Source organism: Pseudomonas sp. S8, from assembly GCF_050473925.1.
Classification (GTDB): Bacteria; Pseudomonadota; Gammaproteobacteria; order Pseudomonadales; family Pseudomonadaceae; genus Aquipseudomonas; species Aquipseudomonas parakoreensis.
The window spans coordinates 2,588,386-2,606,657 of sequence record NZ_JBFDVZ010000016.1; the positions used below are offsets into that span (position 1 = coordinate 2,588,386).

At 60.3% G+C, this 18,272-nt stretch carries 17 protein-coding genes; 2 read left to right on the forward strand and 15 right to left on the reverse strand.

Features of this window, described 5'->3' with window-relative positions; translation table 11 throughout:
- Nucleotides 1–18: 18 nt before the first annotated feature.
- From AB1J88_RS12785 to AB1J88_RS12845, 13 genes are all read right to left on the reverse strand, one after another.
- On the reverse strand, nt 19–981 hold the full coding sequence (locus tag AB1J88_RS12785; protein WP_222015778.1) for a CheW domain-containing protein: 963 nt from the start codon (nt 979–981) through the stop codon (nt 19–21).
- A 2-nt stretch (nt 982–983) separates the two neighbouring features.
- Nucleotides 984–1,772 carry a ParA family protein gene (locus AB1J88_RS12790; RefSeq protein WP_003222933.1) on the reverse strand — a complete coding sequence of 263 codons (789 nt, stop codon included), beginning with the start codon at nt 1,770–1,772 and terminating at the stop codon, nt 984–986.
- A gap of 43 nt (nt 1,773–1,815) precedes the next feature.
- Nucleotides 1,816–2,706 carry a flagellar motor protein MotD gene (gene motD, locus AB1J88_RS12795; protein ID WP_003222931.1) on the reverse strand — a complete coding sequence of 297 codons (891 nt, stop codon included), beginning with the start codon at nt 2,704–2,706 and terminating at the stop codon, nt 1,816–1,818.
- 15 nt (nt 2,707–2,721) lie between these two features.
- On the reverse strand, nt 2,722–3,462 hold the full coding sequence (locus tag AB1J88_RS12800; protein ID WP_007967839.1) for a flagellar motor protein: 741 nt from the start codon (nt 3,460–3,462) through the stop codon (nt 2,722–2,724).
- Nucleotides 3,462–4,598: a protein-glutamate methylesterase/protein-glutamine glutaminase gene (locus AB1J88_RS12805; protein WP_095139385.1), complete on the reverse strand. Its 1,137-nt coding sequence runs from the start codon at nt 4,596–4,598 to the stop codon at nt 3,462–3,464. Before AB1J88_RS12805 ends, AB1J88_RS12800 begins: the two co-directional genes overlap by 1 nt.
- Nucleotides 4,599–4,647: 49 nt before the next feature.
- Complete coding sequence (locus AB1J88_RS12810) at nt 4,648–6,930, reverse strand: chemotaxis protein CheA (RefSeq protein WP_430291204.1); 2,283 nt, start codon at nt 6,928–6,930, stop codon at nt 4,648–4,650.
- 54 nt (nt 6,931–6,984) lie between these two features.
- Nucleotides 6,985–7,773 carry a protein phosphatase CheZ gene (locus AB1J88_RS12815; RefSeq protein ID WP_027613919.1) on the reverse strand — a complete coding sequence of 263 codons (789 nt, stop codon included), beginning with the start codon at nt 7,771–7,773 and terminating at the stop codon, nt 6,985–6,987.
- A gap of 18 nt (nt 7,774–7,791) precedes the next feature.
- On the reverse strand, nt 7,792–8,163 hold the full coding sequence (locus AB1J88_RS12820; RefSeq protein ID WP_003183998.1) for a chemotaxis response regulator CheY: 372 nt from the start codon (nt 8,161–8,163) through the stop codon (nt 7,792–7,794).
- A gap of 167 nt (nt 8,164–8,330) precedes the next feature.
- Nucleotides 8,331–9,071 carry an RNA polymerase sigma factor FliA gene (gene fliA, locus AB1J88_RS12825; protein ID WP_007920004.1) on the reverse strand — a complete coding sequence of 247 codons (741 nt, stop codon included), beginning with the start codon at nt 9,069–9,071 and terminating at the stop codon, nt 8,331–8,333.
- Nucleotides 9,068–9,898, reverse strand: a complete 831-nt coding sequence (gene fleN / locus AB1J88_RS12830; RefSeq protein WP_003222917.1) for a flagellar synthesis regulator FleN — start codon at nt 9,896–9,898, stop codon at nt 9,068–9,070. Before fleN ends, fliA begins: the two co-directional genes overlap by 4 nt.
- Nucleotides 9,899–10,011: 113 nt before the next feature.
- Nucleotides 10,012–11,352, reverse strand: coding sequence for a flagellar biosynthesis protein FlhF (gene flhF / locus AB1J88_RS12835; protein WP_198759602.1), 1,341 nt, complete (start codon nt 11,350–11,352; stop codon nt 10,012–10,014).
- Between the two features lie 11 nt (nt 11,353–11,363).
- On the reverse strand, nt 11,364–13,493 hold the full coding sequence (flhA, locus tag AB1J88_RS12840; protein ID WP_041072957.1) for a flagellar biosynthesis protein FlhA: 2,130 nt from the start codon (nt 13,491–13,493) through the stop codon (nt 11,364–11,366).
- A gap of 221 nt (nt 13,494–13,714) precedes the next feature.
- The gene (locus AB1J88_RS12845) at nt 13,715–14,377 is read right to left on the reverse strand and encodes a hypothetical protein (protein WP_145593035.1); all 663 of its coding nucleotides are present in this window, start codon (nt 14,375–14,377) and stop codon (nt 13,715–13,717) included.
- A gap of 596 nt (nt 14,378–14,973) precedes the next feature.
- Between AB1J88_RS12845 and AB1J88_RS12850 the strand changes: the two genes are divergently transcribed.
- Entirely contained in the window at nt 14,974–15,333 is a 360-nt protein-coding gene (locus tag AB1J88_RS12850; RefSeq protein ID WP_430291205.1) for a DUF6124 family protein, read from the forward strand.
- Between the two features lie 297 nt (nt 15,334–15,630).
- Here the strand turns inward: AB1J88_RS12850 and AB1J88_RS12855 are convergent, their stop codons facing one another.
- Entirely contained in the window at nt 15,631–15,963 is a 333-nt protein-coding gene (locus tag AB1J88_RS12855; RefSeq protein WP_430291206.1) for a hypothetical protein, read from the reverse strand.
- A gap of 562 nt (nt 15,964–16,525) precedes the next feature.
- Between AB1J88_RS12855 and AB1J88_RS12860 the strand changes: the two genes are divergently transcribed.
- A complete protein-coding gene (locus tag AB1J88_RS12860; RefSeq protein ID WP_430291207.1) occupies nt 16,526–16,885 on the forward strand; it encodes a DUF6124 family protein in 360 nt (119 codons plus the stop codon).
- Nucleotides 16,886–17,131: 246 nt separating this feature from the next.
- On the opposite strand, the gene flhB is transcribed toward AB1J88_RS12860, so the two are convergent.
- Nucleotides 17,132–18,271, reverse strand: a complete 1,140-nt coding sequence (flhB, locus tag AB1J88_RS12865) for a flagellar biosynthesis protein FlhB (RefSeq protein WP_041072971.1) — start codon at nt 18,269–18,271, stop codon at nt 17,132–17,134.
- Nucleotide 18,272 lies beyond the last annotated feature (1 nt).

The following is an 18,272-nucleotide window of genomic DNA, read 5'->3' on the forward strand; positions in this document are numbered from 1 at the left end:
TGATTGTTATGTCGGCTGCTATGTCGATTTATGTAGCGGCTTGTGGCCGCCCATGTGCTTTGCCCCGCCGCTGGCGATCAACTCGGCCAGCGCGGCTACATCAAGTAATGCACACATGTGCTCTATCACCGTGCCGGCGAGCCATGGCCGCTGACCCCGGTGACTTCTCCATTTGATTTCATTCGGATCCAGACGCAACGAACGGCTGACCTGATGCACCGCCAGGCCCCATTCGTAACCTTGTACCGAAATCACGTACTGCAGGCCCTGACGGAAGTCATCGCGATAGCGATCCGGCATGACCCAACGCGCCGTGTCCAAGACTTTCAGATTGCCGGCCTGGCTCGGCAGAATCCCGAGGAACCATTCCGGCTGCCCGAACAGCGGCGTCAACTCGTGGCCGGCCAGCGAATAGATTGAGCCCAGGCACACCAGCGGCACCGCCAGCGTCAGCCCGGCAACATCGAACAACAGGCACTCGAACGCTTCGGCAGCCCAGGCCGGACGGCCATCGGTGTCCACCGGAGGTGGCGTGTTGCTTGGCGGCAGGTGAACTTCCACCACCGGCGGCACCAGCGTCTGCTCGACGGGTGCCGGCGCAACTGGCGCAGGTTCGGCCACGACCGGTTCCGGCGCGGTTTTCAACAATTGGGTTTGCAGCAGCGGGGCGAGTGTCGAAACCGGCGCGCGTGGCGGCTCGGCTTCTTCGATCAACGCCACTGGCGCCTTGGCGATCGGTGCGGCGGCAGGCGCGGCAACCGGGGCGGCAGGTTTGGCGGCTTTCTGCGCATCACGCGCCTGCTCTTCCAGTACCGCGGCCTGGAATTCATCCAGCGCCGCAGCACTTTCGGCCACCTCGACCGGCGCCTCGACCGGCATTTCCACTGGCGGCAACTCGTCAGGGATTTCCTGCAGCAAGCTGTCCAGATAGGACTGCAACGCCAGTTGCGGACGCGACGTCAGTTTGATCGGCCGATTCATGCTCAAGCCACCTGCGGAACAAGTTGCTGCGCCAGCAGATGCTTGAGCAACGCGCGGTACGCCAGCACGCCACGACTCTTGCCGTCGAACTGCGAAGGCGTGACCCCGGCCCGGCTGGCATCACGCAGACGGGTATCGACCGGGATGTAACCCTGCCAGATCTCTTCCGGAAACTTGTCGCGCAGCACGCGCAAGGTGCCCAGCGACGCCTGGGTGCGGCGGTCGAACAGGGTCGGCACGATGCTGAACGGCAGCGCCTGTTTGCGCGAGCGGTTGATCATCGCCAAGGTGTTGACCATGCGCTCCAGACCTTTGACGGCCAGGTGCTCGGTCTGCACCGGGATCACCAGTTGCTGGCTCGCGGCCAGGGCGTTGACCATCAACACGCCGAGCAACGGCGGGCTGTCGATGATCGCGTAATCGAAGTCCTGCCACAGCTGCGCCAGACTCTTGGCGATCACCAGGCCCAAACCACTCTGCCCCGGCGACTGGCGCTCAAGGGTGGCGAGTGCGGTACTCGACGGCAACAGGGAAATGCGTTCGTCGCTGGTCGACAACAGCAACTGCCCGGGCAAGCCTTGCGGCACGCTGCCCTTGTGCAGAAACAGGTCGTAGTTGCTGTGTTCCAGGCTGTCGGGGTCGTAGCCGAAATAGCTGGTCATTGAGCCGTGCGGGTCGAGATCGACCACAACCACGCGCTTGCCCGCCTCCGCCAGCAACCCGGCTAAAGCGATGGAAGATGTGGTTTTACCGACACCACCCTTTTGATTGGCGACTGCCCAGACTCTCATTCGGTTCGTTCCTCCCGGCCGAGATCCTCGACCGAGACATAGCTCAGCGTATTAATGCGGGCGACGGAGAATTGACGGCACTCTCGCGTCCCGGCGTCTTGACCGGGGTCGGTGCAGTTTGTGTGCCAGCACGCTTCAATGCTGCGTCCGGTTGCGCATTGGCGGTTCCGGTACCGGTCAGACTGCGGCGCACATCGAGATTGCGCGACACCACCAGCACCACACGACGGTTTTTCGCCCGGCCTTCGGCGGTGGCGTTGTTGGCCACCGGCTGAAACTCACCGTAACCCACCGAGGCAAGACGCCCGGGGTTCACGCCCTGCATCGCCAGCATCCGTACGATGCTCGCCGAACGCGCCGAGGACAGCTCCCAGTTGGTCGGGTACTGCGCAGTGCGGATCGGCTGATCGTCGGTGAAGCCTTCGACGTGGATCGGGTTGTCGAACGGTTTGAGGATCGCCGCGACCTTGTCGATGATGTTGAAGGCGATGTCGCTCGGCATCGCGTCGCCACTGCCGAACAACAGGCTGGAGTTGAGTTCGATCTCGACCCACAACTCATTGCCGCGCACGGTCATCTGGTTGGAAGCAATCAGGTCGCCGAACGCGGCACTGATGTCATCGGCGATGCTTTTCAGCGGATCGCTGGCCCCGGCGATACCCGCATCGACCTGCTCGCTGTCCTTGACCAGCGGCTTGGCCGGGGTCACGGTTTTCGGTCGCTCCTCACCAATCGGAATCGGCTTGAGCGAACGATCGGAGTCGGTGAAAACCCCGATCAACGCTTCGGAAATGACTTTGTACTTGCCTTCGTTGATCGACGAGATCGAGTACATCACCACAAAGAACGCGAACAGCAGCGTGATGAAATCCGCGTAGGACACGAGCCAGCGCTCGTGATTAACGTGTTCTTCCTGATGCCTGCGGCGAGCCATAGTCCATTACCCCCATCAATCCATGAAGCCCTGAAGCTTCAGCTCGATAGAGCGAGGGTTTTCACCTTCGGCGATCGACAAAATACCTTCCAACAACATTTCGCGATAACGCGACTGCCGCAACGCGATTGACTTGAGCTTGGCCGCCACCGGCAGCAACACCAGGTTGGCACTGGCCACGCCGTAGATGGTCGCGACGAATGCCACGGCAATGCCGCTGCCCAATTGCGTCGGATCAGCGAGGTTGCCCATCACATGGATCAGGCCCATCACCGCACCGATGATGCCGATGGTCGGCGCGTAGCCGCCCATGCTTTCGAAGACTTTGGCCGCTTCGATGTCGCGGGCTTCCTGGGTGTAGAAGTCCACTTCGAGGATGCTGCGGATCGCTTCCGGCTCGGCGCCGTCGACCAGCAGTTGCAGGCCTTTGCGCGAGTAGTTGTCCGGCTCGGCATCGGCGACGCCTTCCAGGCCGAGCAGGCCTTCCTTGCGCGCGGTGAGGCTCCAGTTGACCACGCGGTCGATGCCGCCAGCCAGGTCCACCCGTGGCGGAAACAGGATCCAGGCGAGGATCTGCATGGCGCGCTTGAAGGCGCTCATCGGCGATTGCAACAGCGCTGCACCGATGGTGCCACCGAGGACGATCAACGCCGCCGGGCCGTTGGCCAGCGCGCCGAGGTGACCGCCTTCAAGGAAGTTGCCGCCGATGATGGCGACGAACGCCAGGATAATCCCGATAAGGCTTAAAACATCCATCAGATACACGCCTCGACGATGTGCTTGCCGATGTCGTCCAGGCCGTAGACCGCGTCAGCCAGATCGGCTTTGACGATGGCCATCGGCATGCCGTAGATCACGCAGCTTGCTTCGTCTTGGGCCCATACCGAGCTGCCGCCCTGCTTGAGCAGACGTGCGCCTTCACGGCCGTCGGCGCCCATGCCGGTAAGGACCACCGCCAGAACTTTGTCGCCGTAGGACTTGGCCGCCGAACCGAAGGTGATGTCCACGCACGGCTTGTAATTCAGACGCTCGTCGCCCGGCAGGATTTTCACCGCGCCACGGCCGTCGATCATCATCTGCTTGCCACCCGGAGCCAGCAGCGCCAGGCCCGGACGCAGGATGTCGCCATCCTCGGCTTCCTTGACGCTGATGCGGCACAGCTTGTCCAGACGCTCGGCAAACGCCTTGGTGAACGCCGCGGGCATGTGCTGGATCAGCACGATCGGCGCCGGGAAGTTCGCCGGCAACTGGGTCAGCACCCGCTGCAGGGCAACCGGGCCGCCGGTCGAAGTCCCGATGGCAACCAGTTTGTAGGCTTTGCGTTTCGGTGCCGGCGACGACGCGCTGGCGGCTGGCGCACGAGCAGGTGCTGGAGCCGGCGCCGGACGCGTCGGAGCAGCAGCGCTGTGGCTGCTGAAACTCGAAGCCGCCGGGGCGGGTGCAGGCGTCGGTGCAGCGGCCGGAGCCGGCGCACTGTAGGCACTGAAACGACGATTGCTGCGCGAGATGCTATGGACCTTCTCGCACAGCAGCTGCTTGACCTTCTCCGGGTTACGGGAAATGTCTTCGAAATTCTTCGGCAGGAAATCCACCGCCCCAGCGTCCAGCGCATCCAGGGTCACCCGGGCGCCTTCGTGGGTCAGCGAGGAAAACATCAACACCGGGGTCGGGCAACGCTGCATGATGTGCCGCACTGCCGTGATGCCATCCATCATCGGCATCTCGTAGTCCATGGTGATCACGTCCGGCTTGAGGGCCAGGGCCTGATCGATCGCCTCTTTACCGTTGGTGGCCGTGCCGACCACCTGGATGCTCGGATCCGCTGAAAGAATTTCCGAGACGCGGCGGCGGAAAAAACCCGAATCGTCCACCACCAGGACTTTGACTGCCATAAACACTCCATTAGGTGCAGCGGGACGTCGTCGCCCCGCCGCCCCGGATTCAAATACGCTTCGTCGCGTAACGCTTGAGCATGCTTGGAACATCGAGGATCAACGCGATGCGGCCGTCACCGGTGATGGTGGCGCCGGACATGCCCGGAGTGCCCTGCAGCATTTTGCCCAATGGCTTGATGACCACTTCTTCCTGGCCGACCAGTTGATCGACGACGAAGCCGATCCGCTGGGTGCCCACCGACAGGATCACCACATGGCCTTCACGCTGCTCTTCGTGAGCGGCGGAGCTGACCAGCCAGCGCTTGAGGTAGAACAATGGCAGCGCCTTGTCCCGCACGATCACCACTTCCTGGCCATCCACCACGTTGGTGGTCGACAGGTCGAGGTGGAAAATTTCGTTGACGTTGACCAGCGGGAACGCAAACGCCTGATTGCCGAGCATGACCATCAGGGTCGGCATGATCGCCAGCGTCAGCGGCACCTTGATGACGATCTTCGAGCCCTGGCCCTTGGTCGAGTAGATGTTGATCGAACCGTTGAGCTGGGAAATCTTGGTCTTCACCACGTCCATGCCGACACCACGGCCGGACACGTCGGAGATCTCGGTTTTGGTCGAGAAACCCGGGGCGAAGATCAGGTTGTAGCACTCGGTATCGCTCAGGCGATCGGCCGCGTCCTTGTCCATCACTCCGCGTTTTACCGCGATCGAACGCAGGACGTTCGGGTCCATGCCCTTGCCGTCGTCGGAGATCGACAACAGGATGTGGTCGCCTTCCTGCTCGGCCGCCAGTACCACGCGACCGCCACGGGCCTTGCCCGAAGCTTCGCGTTCTTCCGGCGACTCGATGCCATGGTCGACCGCGTTGCGCACCAAGTGGACCAGCGGGTCGGCCAAGGCCTCGACAAGGTTTTTGTCGAGGTCGGTTTCTTCACCCACCAGTTCCAGGTTGATCTCTTTCTTGAGCTGACGCGCGAGGTCACGAACCAGACGCGGGAAGCGCCCGAAGACCTTCTTGATCGGCTGCATCCGGGTCTTCATCACCGCGGTCTGCAAGTCCGCCGTGACCACGTCGAGGTTCGACACGGCCTTGGACATGGCTTCGTCGCCGCTGTTGAGGCCCAGGCGCACCAGACGGTTACGCACCAGCACCAGTTCGCCGACCATGTTCATGATTTCGTCGAGACGCGCAGTGTCGACACGCACGGTGGTTTCGGCTTCGCTCGCCGGTTTTTCCGGCGGCGGAGCAGCGGCAGCACGAGCCGGCGCCGGTGCAGCAGCGGCAGCCGGTTTTGGCGCTTCGGCTTTCGGCTCAGGCTTGGGCGCAGCCTTCGGCGCAGCAGCCGGAGCGGCAACGGCCTTGGCGGCAGGCGCAGCCACGGTCGATGCGGTGCCCGCAGCAGCGGCGCCAACGTCGGTGAACTTGCCTTTGCCGTGCAATTCGTCGAGCAGCGATTCGAATTCGTGATCGCTGATCAGGTCGCTGCCGGCAGCCGCGGCCGCCGGTGCGGCAGGTGCAGCCGGTGCCGAGGCAATTGCCGATTCCAGTGCTTCGACGGCGAAGTTGCCCTTGCCGTGCAATTGATCGAGCAGTGCTTCGAATTCGTCGTCGGTGATGTCCGAGCTGTCACCCGCCGCCGGTGCCGCTGGAGCGGCCGCGGTCGGTGCCACGGCGTCTGGCGCGAACTGGCCTTTGCCGTGCAGTTGATCGAGCAACGACTCGAATTCGGCGTCGGTGATTTCATCGCTGGCGGCCGTATCGGCAGCCGGCGCAGGTGCAGCAGCGGCCGGGGCTTCGGCTTCGGCCTTGACGGCGTTCAGCGAATCCAGCAGCTGTTCAAATTCGTTATCGGTGATGTCGCCCGAATCGCTCGAATCGCCTTCGACGACCAGTTCTTCGATCATCTCGGCAACCGGAGAAGCCGGGGCTTCGTCGGCCGATTGCGGTTCAGCCAGACGCGCCAGCGCGGCCAGCAGTTCCGGGGTGGCCGCCGTGATCGGCGCACGTTCACGGACTTCGCTGAACATGCTGTTCACCGCGTCCAGTGCTTCGAGCACCACGTCCATCAGTTCTGCATCAACGCGACGCTCACCCTTGCGCAGGATGTCGAACACGTTTTCGGCGATGTGACAGCACTCCACCAGCTCGTTGAGCTGAAGGAAGCCGGCGCCCCCTTTTACAGTGTGGAAACCGCGAAAAATTGCATTGAGCAGATCTGCGTCATCCGGGCGGCTTTCCAGCTCGACCAGTTGCTCGGACAGTTGCTCAAGAATCTCGCCGGCCTCAACCAGGAAATCCTGAAGGATCTCTTCATCGGCGCCGAAGCTCATTAATGGGGTGCTCCTACAGGTCTAAAAACCCAAAAAACCTAAAATTCCAAAACTCTAGAATCCGAGGCTGGATAACAAATCGTCCACATCGTCCTGACCGGACACAACGTCTTCTCGTTTATCGGCATGAATCTGCGGACCTTCACCCTGCGAGAGATGTTTTTGTGGATCTTTTTCTGCAAGCATCGCGGCACGGTCGTGTTCGATGCCCGCAAAGCGGTCAACCTGACTGGCCATGAGGACGAGTTTGAGCAAATTGCTTTCGACTTCGGTGACCAGTTGGGTCACACGCTTGATCACCTGACCGGTGAGGTCCTGGTAATCCTGAGCCAGCAGGATGTCGTTCAGGTTGCTCGACACCGCACGGTTGTCCGTGCTGCTGCGTGACAGAAAACCGTCGACCCGGCGCGCCAGTTCGCGGAACTCTTCAGCCCCGACTTCACGACGCATGAAGCGGCCCCAATCGGTGCTCAGCGCCTGGGCTTCTTCAGCCAGGCCATTGACCACCGGGGTGGCGCTTTCCACCAGATCCATGGTGCGGTTGGCCGCGGCTTCGGTCAGCTTGACCACATAGCCCAGGCGTTCGGTGGCGTCGGTGATTTGCGACACTTCCTCGGCCTGCGGCATGTGCGGATCGATCTGGAAGTTGACGATCGCACTGTGCAGTTCGCGTGTGAGCTTGCCCACTTCCTGATACAGGCCACGGTCACGGGTCTGATTGAGCTCATGGATCAGTTGCACAGCGTCGCCGAACCTGCCTTTTTCAAGGCTCTCGACCAGTTCGACCGCGTGTTTTTTCAGGGTCGATTCGAAATCGCCCTGTGAAGATTCGTTATGCTCCATAGCTCCCCCGCGCGTTCATCAGCCGATGCGTTCGAAAATCTTCTCGATTTTTTCTTTCAGCGCCTGAGCCGTGAAAGGTTTGACCACGTAGCCGTTCACGCCGGCCTGGGCCGCTTCGATGATCTGCTCGCGCTTGGCTTCGGCAGTCACCATCAGCACGGGCAGGTGCTTGAGTTTTTCATCGGCACGCACGTGGCGCAGCAGGTCGATACCGGTCATGCCCGGCATGTTCCAGTCCGTTACCAGAAAGTCGATGCTTCCGCTGTTGAGCACCGGAATGGCAGTGGTGCCATCGTCGGCCTCGACGGTGTTGGTGAACCCCAGATCACGCAGCAGGTTCTTGATGATCCGCCGCATCGTTGAGAAGTCATCAACGATGAGGATTTTCATGTTCTTGTCCAATTCGACCTCCAAGCAGTCTTAAACGCGCCCAGCACCTGGGCGCGCCATTTCAATCAATCCGGCAAAGCACTCGATGACTGTCTGGAGCACAACAGAGCAAGACCGGTGCCGTTCATCACCGCACCAGCCTCGTTCGCAGTGTCCCCACACTGCCTTCAGCGCGCTCGCCACTCCCCCAAACGCCCCCGCAAACGGGCCGCGCACTGGCTGTGTAACTGGCTGACCCGCGATTCACTGACGCCAAGGACTTCACCGATTTCCTTGAGGTTCAGTTCTTCGTCGTAGTACAGCGCCAACACCAGTCGCTCACGCTCCGGCAAATTGGCAATCGCGTCCGCCAGCGCAGCCTGGAAGCGTTCATCTTCCAGATCGCGTGACGGCTCAAGATGAGCACTGGCGCCATCCTCGTGCAGCCCTTCGTGTTCGCCGTCCTGCAGCAGGTCGTCGAAACTGAACAGCCGGCTGCCCAGCGTGTCATTCAAAATCCCGTAGTAATCATCGAGACTCAATTGGAGTTCGGCCGCAACCTCGTGATCTTTAGCATCACGGCCGGTTTTAGCTTCAATTGAGCGAATTGCGTCGCTGACCATACGGGTATTGCGGTGAACCGAGCGTGGTGCCCAATCCCCCTTGCGCACTTCATCGAGCATCGCGCCGCGGATCCGGATGCCCGCGTACGTTTCGAAACTGGCGCCTTTGCTGGCGTCATATTTGGTCGAGACTTCGAGCAGGCCGATCATCCCGGCCTGAATCAGGTCTTCAACCTGCACACTCGCCGGCAAGCGCGCCAGCAAGTGATAGGCAATGCGCTTGACCAGTGGCGCGTAACGCTCGATCAACTCGTACTGCGCGTCACGTGCCGATTTCTTGTAGTAGTTCATACCGCTGGCGGTCATAACACAGGCCCTGCCGTTTGCTGCACGAGGCGCTCGACGAAAAACTCAAGGTGCCCACGCGGGTTGGCAGGCAGCGGCCAGGTATCGACCTTCTGTGCGATCGCCTTGAACGCCAGCGCGCACTTGGAACGCGGAAAGGCTTCATAGACCGCTCGCTGCTTCTGCACTGCCTTGCGCACGCTTTCGTCGTACGGCACCGCGCCGACGTATTGTAAGGCGACGTCGAGAAAGCGATCCGTGACCTTGGTCAACTTGGCGAACAGATTGCGCCCTTCCTGCGGACTCTGCGCCATGTTGGCGAGGACGCGAAAGCGGTTCATGCCGTAGTCGCGGTTGAGCAGTTTGATCAGCGCGTAGGCGTCGGTGATCGAGGTCGGCTCGTCGCAGACCACCAGCAACACTTCCTGCGCCGCGCGCACGAAACTGACTACCGAGTCACCAATGCCCGCAGCGGTATCGATCACCAGTACATCGAGATTGTCGCCGATGTCGCTGAAGGCCTGAATCAGACCGGCATGTTGCGCCGGGCTCAGGTGCACCATGCTTTGGGTGCCGGAAGCGGCCGGTACGATGCGGATCCCGCCGGGGCCCTGCAACAGCACGTCGCGCAGCTCGCAGCGGCCTTCGATCACATCGGCCAGCGTGCGTTTGGGGGTCAGTCCCAGCAGAACGTCGACGTTCGCCAGCCCCAGGTCAGCGTCCAGCAGCATGACCCGACGGCCAAGCTCTGCCAGCGCCAGAGACAAGTTCACTGACACGTTAGTCTTGCCGACGCCACCTTTGCCGCCGGTCACCGCGATCACCTGTACGGGATGCATGCTGCCCATGTTATTTCTTTACCTTGTCTTGCATAGACGGAGGCCACATTACTGGCTGCGCGTTCACAACCGGAACAATGCATGGCAGACCATCGATGTAGGTACAAAAACTGTTCATTACCTCAGCCAACCTGCTTGGTCGGGCTGTGGTAGATATCAGCGAACATGTCAGCCATGGCTTCTTCGCTGGGTTCTTCCTGCATTTGCACGCTGACGGCGCGGCTGACCAACTGATGACGGCGCGGCAGATGCAGATCATCCGGAATCCGTGGGCCATCGGTCAGGTACGCGACCGGCAGTTCATGACTGATCGCCAGGCTCAACACTTCGCCAAGGCTGGCCGTCTCATCCAGTTTAGTCAGGATGCAGCCGGCAAGCCCGCAACGCTTGTAACTGTGATAAGCGGCGGTTAGAACCTGTTTCTGGCTGGTGGTTGCCAGCACCAGATAATTTTTTGAACGGATGCCACGCCCGGCCAGACTTTCCAGCTGCATGCGCAGCGCCGGATCGCTGGCCTGCAGGCCGGCGGTATCGATCAGCACCACGCGTTTGCGCAGCAGCGGGTCCAGCGCCTGAACCAGCGATTGGCCCGGATCGACGTGGGTCACCGGCACGTTGAGAATCCGCCCCAGGGTCTTGAGTTGTTCCTGCGCACCGATGCGGAAGCTGTCCATGCTGACCAGCGCGACATTCTGCGCGCCGTACTTGAGCACGTAGCGCGCAGCGAGTTTGGCCAGGGTGGTGGTCTTGCCCATGCCGGCCGGGCCGACCATGGCAATCACCCCGCCCTCTTCCAGCGGCTCGACTTCCGGTACGGCAATCATCCGCGCCAAGTGCGCGAGCAGCATGCGCCAGGCCTGACGCGGTTCTTCGATGTCGGTGATCATCGCCAGCAGATCGCGCGACAACGGCCCGGACAGGCCGATGCGCTGCAGGCGGCGATACAGATTGGCTTGCGCCGGACGGCTGCCTTGCAGCTGGTTCCAGGCCAGGGTGCCGAGCTGGACTTCCATCAGCTCGCGCAGACTGTTCAATTCGAAACGCATCGAATCCAGCGCACGCGGATCGACACCCGCCGATGCCGCTGCAGGTGCCGGCGCCGGACGCGCCGGGGCGGCGTAGGTCGGTTCGCTCAACGGTTCGGCAGCGGTCAGTGGCAGGCCGGCCGTCAACGGCAGCCCGGCAAAGATCTGGCGATTGCTATTGCCATCGGCTTCGCCACGCAGGCTCAGTTCGGCCTGAGCGGTGACGATGCGCGACTGGGTCTTGCGCAGTTCGTCCTCGAGTTCCATGTTCGGAACCCGTGGCGCCAGCGCCGACAATTTGTAATCCAGCGCCGCCGTCAGCTCGACGCCGCCGGCAATGCGGCGGTTGCCAATGATGGCGGCATCAGCGCCCAGCTCATCACGAACCAGCTTCATGGCCTGACGCATATCGGCGGCGAAAAAACGCTTAACTTGCATAAACCACTACCTCAGCCGTTGGGCCCTACTGTCGCAACGATGGTCACTTGCTTGTTGTCCGGAATTTCCTGGTAGGCCAGCACGTGCAGCCCCGGGACGGCGAGGCGACCGAAACGCGAGAGCATCGCGCGGATCGGGCCTGCTACCAACAGGATCACCGGTTGACCTTGCATTTCCTGGCGCTGCGCCGCTTCGATGAGCGAACGCTGCAGCTTCTCGGCCATGCTTGGCTCCAGCAGAACGCCCTCTTCCGAGCCTTGTCCTGCCTTCTGCAGACTATTGAGCAATATTTGTTCCAACCTTGGTTCCAAGGTGATCACAGGCAGCTCGGAGTCAGTGCCTACAATGCTTTGGACGATGGCGCGGGATACGCCGACGCGTACGGCGGCCACCAAAGCGGCGGTATCTTGACTCTTGGCGGCGTTGTTGGCGATGGCTTCGGCAATGCTGCGGATGTCGCGTACCGGCACGTGCTCGGCCAGCAATGCCTGCAACACCTTGAGCAATTGCGACAGCGACACCACGCCCGGCACCAGCTCTTCAGCCAGTTTCGGCGAGCTTTTGGCCAGCAATTGCATGAGTTGCTGCACTTCTTCGTGGCCGATCAGCTCACTGGAGTGTTTGTACAGAATCTGGTTCAAGTGCGTCGCGACCACGGTACTGGCGTCGACCACGGTGTACCCGAGCGATTGCGCCTGCGCGCGCTGGCTGACTTCGATCCACACCGCCTCCAGGCCAAAAGCCGGATCTTTGGCGGTAATGCCGTTAAGCGTGCCGTAGACCTGCCCCGGGTTGATCGCCAGTTCGCGATCCGGGTAGATCTCGGCTTCGGCCAGGATCACGCCCATCAGTGTCAGGCGGTAGGCACTCGGCGCCAGATCGAGGTTGTCACGGATGTGCACGGTCGGCATCAGGAAGCCCAGGTCCTGCGAGAGTTTCTTGCGCACGCCCTTGATCCGCGCCAGCAGCTGCCCGCCCTGATTGCGATCCACCAGCGGGATCAGGCGATAGCCGACTTCCAGGCCGATCATGTCGATCGGCGTCACGTCATCCCAGCCCAGCTCCTTGGTCTCCATGGCGCGGGCCGGCGACGGCAGCAGTTCCTGCTGACGCTGAACTTCCTGCAGCGCCTGCACCTTGGCGACGTTCTGTTTTTTCCAGAACAAGTAGGCGCCACCGGCGGCCAGCGCGGCCATGCTCAGAAACGAGAAATGCGGCATGCCCGGAACAAGTCCCATGACCGCCATCAGACCTGCCGCCACTGCCAGTGCTTTGGGCGAAGCGAACATCTGCCGGTTGATCTGCTTGCCCATGTCTTCCGAACCGGAAGCACGGGTCACCATGATCGCTGCCGCTGTCGATAACAACAGTGATGGCAATTGCGCCACCAAACCGTCACCAATGGTCAGCAAGGCGTACACCTTGCCGGCGTCGGCGAAGTTCATGTTGTGCTGGAAGATACCGACCGCCATGCCGCCTATGAGGTTGATGAACAGGATCAGCAAGCCGGCAATGGCGTCACCCCGCACGAACTTGCTGGCACCGTCCATCGAACCGTAGAACTCAGCCTCTTGCGCGACTTCCTGACGGCGCGCCTTGGCCTGGTTCTGGTCGATCAGACCGGCGTTGAGGTCGGCGTCGATCGCCATTTGCTTGCCGGGCATTGCGTCGAGGGTGAAGCGCGCGCTCACCTCGGAAATCCGCCCGGCACCCTTGGTCACCACGACGAAGTTGATGATCATCAGGATCGCGAACACCACGATACCGACCACGTAGTTACCGCCGATCACCACTTCACCGAAGGCCTGGATCACCTTGCCGGCGGCGGCGTGGCCGTCCTGACCGTGGAGCATCACCACCCGCGTCGAGGCCACGTTCAACGCCAGCCGCAGCAGCGTCGCCACCAGCAGAATCGTCGGGAACACCGCAAAATCCAGCGGCCGCAACGCGTACACGCAGACCAGCAGGACGACAATCGACAAGGCGATGTTGAAGGTGAAGAACACGTCCAGCAGGAACGGCGGCACCGGCAGCATCATCATGGCCAGCATGACCAGCAGCAACAACGGCACGCCCAGATTGCCTCGACTGAGGTCGGCAACATTCGAGCGAGCAGTGTTGAATAACTGAGAGCGATCCACCGGTTTTCCCCGTTCCTTTAAAGCAAACTTTTGACGCCCGAAGCAGGCGCACGGCGGCTACTGCAAGAAGCCTTCCAACTTTTGCCGGGGATTGAAATTGAGGTTTGCTTCAGGGGAAGTGTCTTGCCAGAAGCCGGGCGCCATGGAGCCGACCGCAAAACAGACGCAGGACGGCTATCACCCTTAGCGCAGGTGAACAAAAATCAGAAAAACCCGCGCACTCACGGATATCCGGCAGTCAAAATTTGCTCTGGATTAATCGCACCAAGACGCAAATCGCGGCCCACCAGGTAGCGCGTACCCTTACGGATCGGACTCCCTCCCACGTCGACAAACGCCTCCTCAGAATAGCCTAATGTCACGATTTCCTCAGGCTGATGAAAAGGATCTTCGGGGTACGCCTTCAACACAATCAGTGCCCAGACAAAGTAAATGTCCGGCACATCCTGCGGCTCGATCTCCCCCTCGACCTCCCATCGAAAGTCCTGCCCACCCGTGACCTGTAACTGATCACCAACCATATGAAATTGTGGTTTGTGATAACGCATCTGCAGGGCAGTGCCATTGCTCCCCCATGTATCGGAGTAGTTATTGGGCGAAGAGAAAACCCTGACCAACTCTTCAACGGTGCCAATGTTGCCAGCGGCACTATTGAATCGGTTGTAGAGACTATGGTGGGCTACCCCGTCCAACCTTGGCTTGATCGCATTGATATACGAATCGAGATAGCCCGGCACATACGCATTGCTCATGTGCACGAAATGCGTGAAGTCCAACATCGCCTTAAAAGTGAACGTGCAAGCGATATGATCAGACTCTTTCGCCACCGCCCCGGAAACGAACTCGAACCTCATTCCTTCAAGCTTTCTGTAATTCTCTGGCATGACCTTCTCCTTGGCGAATGTTAAGACAGGTCAGAAGGCGACTTGCCCGGGAAACCTTACAAGGAACATGGGATAGCTGAATGCCCTTTGTGTCCACTGTCAGAACTAACAGGTAGAGGTCTTTTTCAGACAGGCGGAAAGTCGCGGTCTTTTGATTTATCAGGAATCGCGTCGCAATGAACACAGATTGGGGGTATCACACAGATCCCCTGTGCGGGCCTGCTCGCGAAGAGGCCATCTGCGACACCACAGAATCATGAACAGCACTTTTAAACGCTGGCGTTTAAAAGTCACCACCGGACACGCCTTGTGGGCTACACCTCCTTGCGCCATGGCCTACAGCTACGCCAGAATCCGCCGGCTTGTGCGCCTTGGGGGCGGGTTCTATTGTGGATCGGTCGCTGACGAATCAGCGATCGGGTCTCGCAGCCCGTCGATCTCTGGACGCACAACACCCGCTTTTTTATGGCGGCTGTACGTGGGAGACCTTTGGGTCTGCCGGTTCTAGAGTCCCGGTCTGCGACCCGCGTACAGCTGCCACCTCCCTTCGTATCGCAGCGAAACGTGGCAGCCCCTTCGACTCTAGAGGCTTCACCATGATCAAACCTACACCCAACCCGCCCGCAACCGACCCCACCTCCCCCTACGAATCCCTCGACTCGAAAAAGCTCCACGACGCGGCCGACCGCGCGCTCGACCACTACCTCTGTGCACCCGGTTCCACCCCACCGCCGCGCAGAACCCGCAGGATGTACGCGGTAACCGCCGACTTCAAAAACGAAGAACTGCTGGCCGATGCCTGCGAGACACTCGCCTCAGCCAGAACCATCGCCAATGACTTCGCCCACCTGATACCGGCGTCGCAGCGCAGGACGCTGCTGGGCATCGCGCAATTGATCATGCTCGGCGAACTGGCGGTGAATCGGGCGCTGGATAATCTGGAGTTGCCAACCTAAGAAGGCAGGCAAGAACTGTGGCGAGGGGATTCATCCCCGATCGGCTGCGCAGCAGTCGCGAAACCAGAGCACGCGGTATTCCTGAAAGATCGAAGTCTCAGGTTTTAGTGCCGCTGCGCAGCCCATCGGGGATGAATCCCCTCACCACAATGACGGCGACAGGCGCCGAAATATCATTGGGTCAGACATAAAAAAACCGCCGCCTCGTCAAACCGGGGCGGCGTTTTTTATCGGTAGGTTCAGGAATCGCGGCGCAGATCCGATGAAATCGGAAAGATTTTTAAAATACCAGACTACTTAGTAACTGATACTTTTCACTTCCATTGACCCCTCGCTCACAAGTTCAAACTCAACGCTCGCACCCGGTGCGATGTTAATAATGCCCCTTTGCGCCTCAGGAACGATGAGCTCGTATTTCTTTTTCTCATTTTTAGTTTTATTTATAGCTTCATAGACCGGACTATGTAGTTCGGCATACTTATCCACAAACACGCGCGCGGTTTCCCGCTGGTAAAGAGTGGAACTTTCGAGAAGAGAGTCAACTGGACTGCCCGCCGCATTGGTTTCTTCGTCCGCCACAATGGTGATCTTACCCGTAGTTTGGTCATAGCTGTCGAATTTGCCTTTCATTGTCTTTCTCCCTGTTGTCACAGAAGTGCGCGCACCGACTGTGCAGCGCCACCCAGCAAGCAAACCGCAAATGCACTTGTTCCACACCTGTAAAACCTGACAGGCACGACATGTTTCCAGACGAAAGGTAAATATTGGAATTACACCGTTAACCCGGCGCAGTCAGCAAATCGTCCGCGAGGTCCTTTCAGCGACAAACCAGGCACTCAGTGACATTTGCTCGCTCAGCCGCCTTTTAAACTTCGGTGTTTAAAAGACACCTTCAGACACGCCTTGCGGCTACACATCCTTGCGCCATTGCCTACAGCTACGCCAGAATCCGCCGGCTTGTGCGCCTTGGGGTCGGGTTCTATTGTGGATCGGTCGCTGAATGTTCAGTGACCGGGTTTAGCAGCTCGCCAATTTTCAAGGCACGCAGGTTCCGCCATGACGTTATGGTGGCTTTGCGTGGGGCACTTCGGTGCGCCGGGATCCTTGAGCCTGGTCTGCTAACCCGCGTAAAGCCGCCACCTCTTCGTTTAGCAGCGATGGCTGACGGCTCCATTTCTCAAGGAGCTTCACCATGATCAAACCAACACCCAACCCGCCCGAAACCGACCCCACCTCCCCCTACGAATCCCTCGATTCGAAAAAGCTCCACGATGCCGCCGACCGCGCGCTCGACCACTACCTTTGTGCGCCCGGAGCCACCCCACCGCCACGCAGAACCCGCAGGATGTACGCCGTGACCGCCGACTTCAAAAACGAAGAACTGCTGGCCGATGCCTGCGAAACACTCGCCTCAGCCAGAACCATCGCCAATGACTTCGCCCACCTGATACCGGCGTCGCAGCGCAGGACGCTATTGGGCATTGCGCAACTGATCATGCTTGGGGAACTGGCGGTGAATCGGGCGCTGGATAATCTGGAATTGGCAGGCTAAGAAGACAGGCAAGAACCTGTGGCGAGGGGATTCATCCCCGATCGGCTGCGCAGCAGTCGCGAAACCAGAGCACGCGGTATTCCTGAAAGATCAAAATCTCAGGTTTTAGGGCCGCTGCGCAGCCCATCGGGGATGAATCCCCTCACCACAATGACCGCGACAGGCGCCGAAATACCATTGGGTCAGACATAAAAAAACCGCCGCCTCGTCAAACCGGGGCAGCGGTTTTTTTGATCACGGCAAACGTCAGGAATCGCGGCGCAAATCCGGCGGGATCGGCAAATCGTCCTTGAGTGGATCCGGGCGCTTGCCCTTGCCGGCGCGGTACTGGCGGATCTGGTAGACGTAGGCCAGCACCTGGGCGACGGCCAGGTACAGGCCGCCGGGGATTTCCTGTTCCAGCTCGGTGGAGTAGTAGATCGAGCGCGCCAGCCCCGGCGATTCGAGGAGCATGACGTTGTTGGCGACGGCGATTTCGCGGATCTTCAGCGCGAGGAAATCGCTGCCCTTGGCCAGCAGGACCGGCGCGCCGCCCTTCTCCGAATCGTACTTGAGCGCCACGGCGTAGTGGGTCGGGTTGGTGATGACCACGTCGGCGTCGGGAATCGCCGCCATCATGCGCCGCTGCGACATTTCGCGCTGGGTCTGGCGGATGCGCTGTTTGACCTCTGGCCGGCCTTCCTGATCCTTGTGCTCGTCGCGCACTTCCTGCTTGGTCATCAGCAGTTTCTTGTGACTTTCCCAGAGCTGCACCGGCACGTCGACCGCCGCGATGATGATCAGCCCGCAGGCCAGCCACAGCGAACTCCAGCCCACCAGCGTCACGCTGTGAATGATTGCCTGCTCAAGCGGTTCATGGGCGATCCGCAGGAAGTCATCGATGTCGGCCGACAACACCATCAGTGCCACAAACAGCGTGATGATGAACTTGGCCAGCGCCTTGACCAGTTCGATCACGGCCTTCATCGAGAACATGCGCTTGAGGCCCGCACCCGGATTCATCCGGCTGAATTTCGGCGCCATGGAGCCAGCGGCGAACAGCCAGCCGCCGAGGGAGATCGGCCCGATCAATGCGGCCAGCAACAGCGTGATCATGACCGGCTGGATCGCTATCAGGGCGATCTTGCCCGAGACCAGCAGGAAGGTGCCCATGGATTTCTCGTCCATGATCACTTCCCGCGAAAGGTTGAAATTGAGGCGCATCAGGTCCATCAATTCCTGCGCCAGCATGCCGCCAAAGATCAGCAGGCCACCAGCGCCGGCGAGCATCACCGCCAGGGTGTTGAGCTCTTTGGAGCGGGCAATCTCACCCTTCTCACGGGAGTCCTTTTTGCGTTTCTCCGTGGGGTCTTCTGTTTTGTCCTGACCGCTTTCGCTCTCAGCCATG

Bases quoted from the DNA above. Each gene is read 5' to 3' on its own strand.
- AB1J88_RS12785 (WP_222015778.1), bottom strand. From the start codon at position 981: ATGAATCGGCCGATCAAACTGACGTCGCGTCCGCAACTGGCGTTGCAG.
- AB1J88_RS12790 (WP_003222933.1), bottom strand. From the start codon at position 1,772: ATGAGAGTCTGGGCAGTCGCCAATCAAAAGGGTGGTGTCGGTAAAACC.
- motD (WP_003222931.1), bottom strand. From the start codon at position 2,706: ATGGCTCGCCGCAGGCATCAGGAAGAACACGTTAATCACGAGCGCTGG.
- AB1J88_RS12800 (WP_007967839.1), bottom strand. From the start codon at position 3,462: ATGGATGTTTTAAGCCTTATCGGGATTATCCTGGCGTTCGTCGCCATC.
- AB1J88_RS12805 (WP_095139385.1), bottom strand. From the start codon at position 4,598: ATGGCAGTCAAAGTCCTGGTGGTGGACGATTCGGGTTTTTTCCGCCGC.
- AB1J88_RS12810 (WP_430291204.1), bottom strand. From the start codon at position 6,930: ATGAGCTTCGGCGCCGATGAAGAGATCCTTCAGGATTTCCTGGTTGAG.
- AB1J88_RS12815 (WP_027613919.1), bottom strand. From the start codon at position 7,773: ATGGAGCATAACGAATCTTCACAGGGCGATTTCGAATCGACCCTGAAA.
- AB1J88_RS12820 (WP_003183998.1), bottom strand. From the start codon at position 8,163: ATGAAAATCCTCATCGTTGATGACTTCTCAACGATGCGGCGGATCATC.
- fliA (WP_007920004.1), bottom strand. From the start codon at position 9,071: ATGACCGCCAGCGGTATGAACTACTACAAGAAATCGGCACGTGACGCG.
- fleN (WP_003222917.1), bottom strand. From the start codon at position 9,898: ATGGGCAGCATGCATCCCGTACAGGTGATCGCGGTGACCGGCGGCAAA.
- flhF (WP_198759602.1), bottom strand. From the start codon at position 11,352: ATGCAAGTTAAGCGTTTTTTCGCCGCCGATATGCGTCAGGCCATGAAG.
- AB1J88_RS12845 (WP_145593035.1), bottom strand. From the start codon at position 14,377: ATGCCAGAGAATTACAGAAAGCTTGAAGGAATGAGGTTCGAGTTCGTT.
- AB1J88_RS12850 (WP_430291205.1), top strand. From the start codon at position 14,974: ATGATCAAACCTACACCCAACCCGCCCGCAACCGACCCCACCTCCCCC.
- AB1J88_RS12855 (WP_430291206.1), bottom strand. From the start codon at position 15,963: ATGAAAGGCAAATTCGACAGCTATGACCAAACTACGGGTAAGATCACC.
- AB1J88_RS12860 (WP_430291207.1), top strand. From the start codon at position 16,526: ATGATCAAACCAACACCCAACCCGCCCGAAACCGACCCCACCTCCCCC.
- flhB (WP_041072971.1), bottom strand. From the start codon at position 18,271: ATGGCTGAGAGCGAAAGCGGTCAGGACAAAACAGAAGACCCCACGGAG.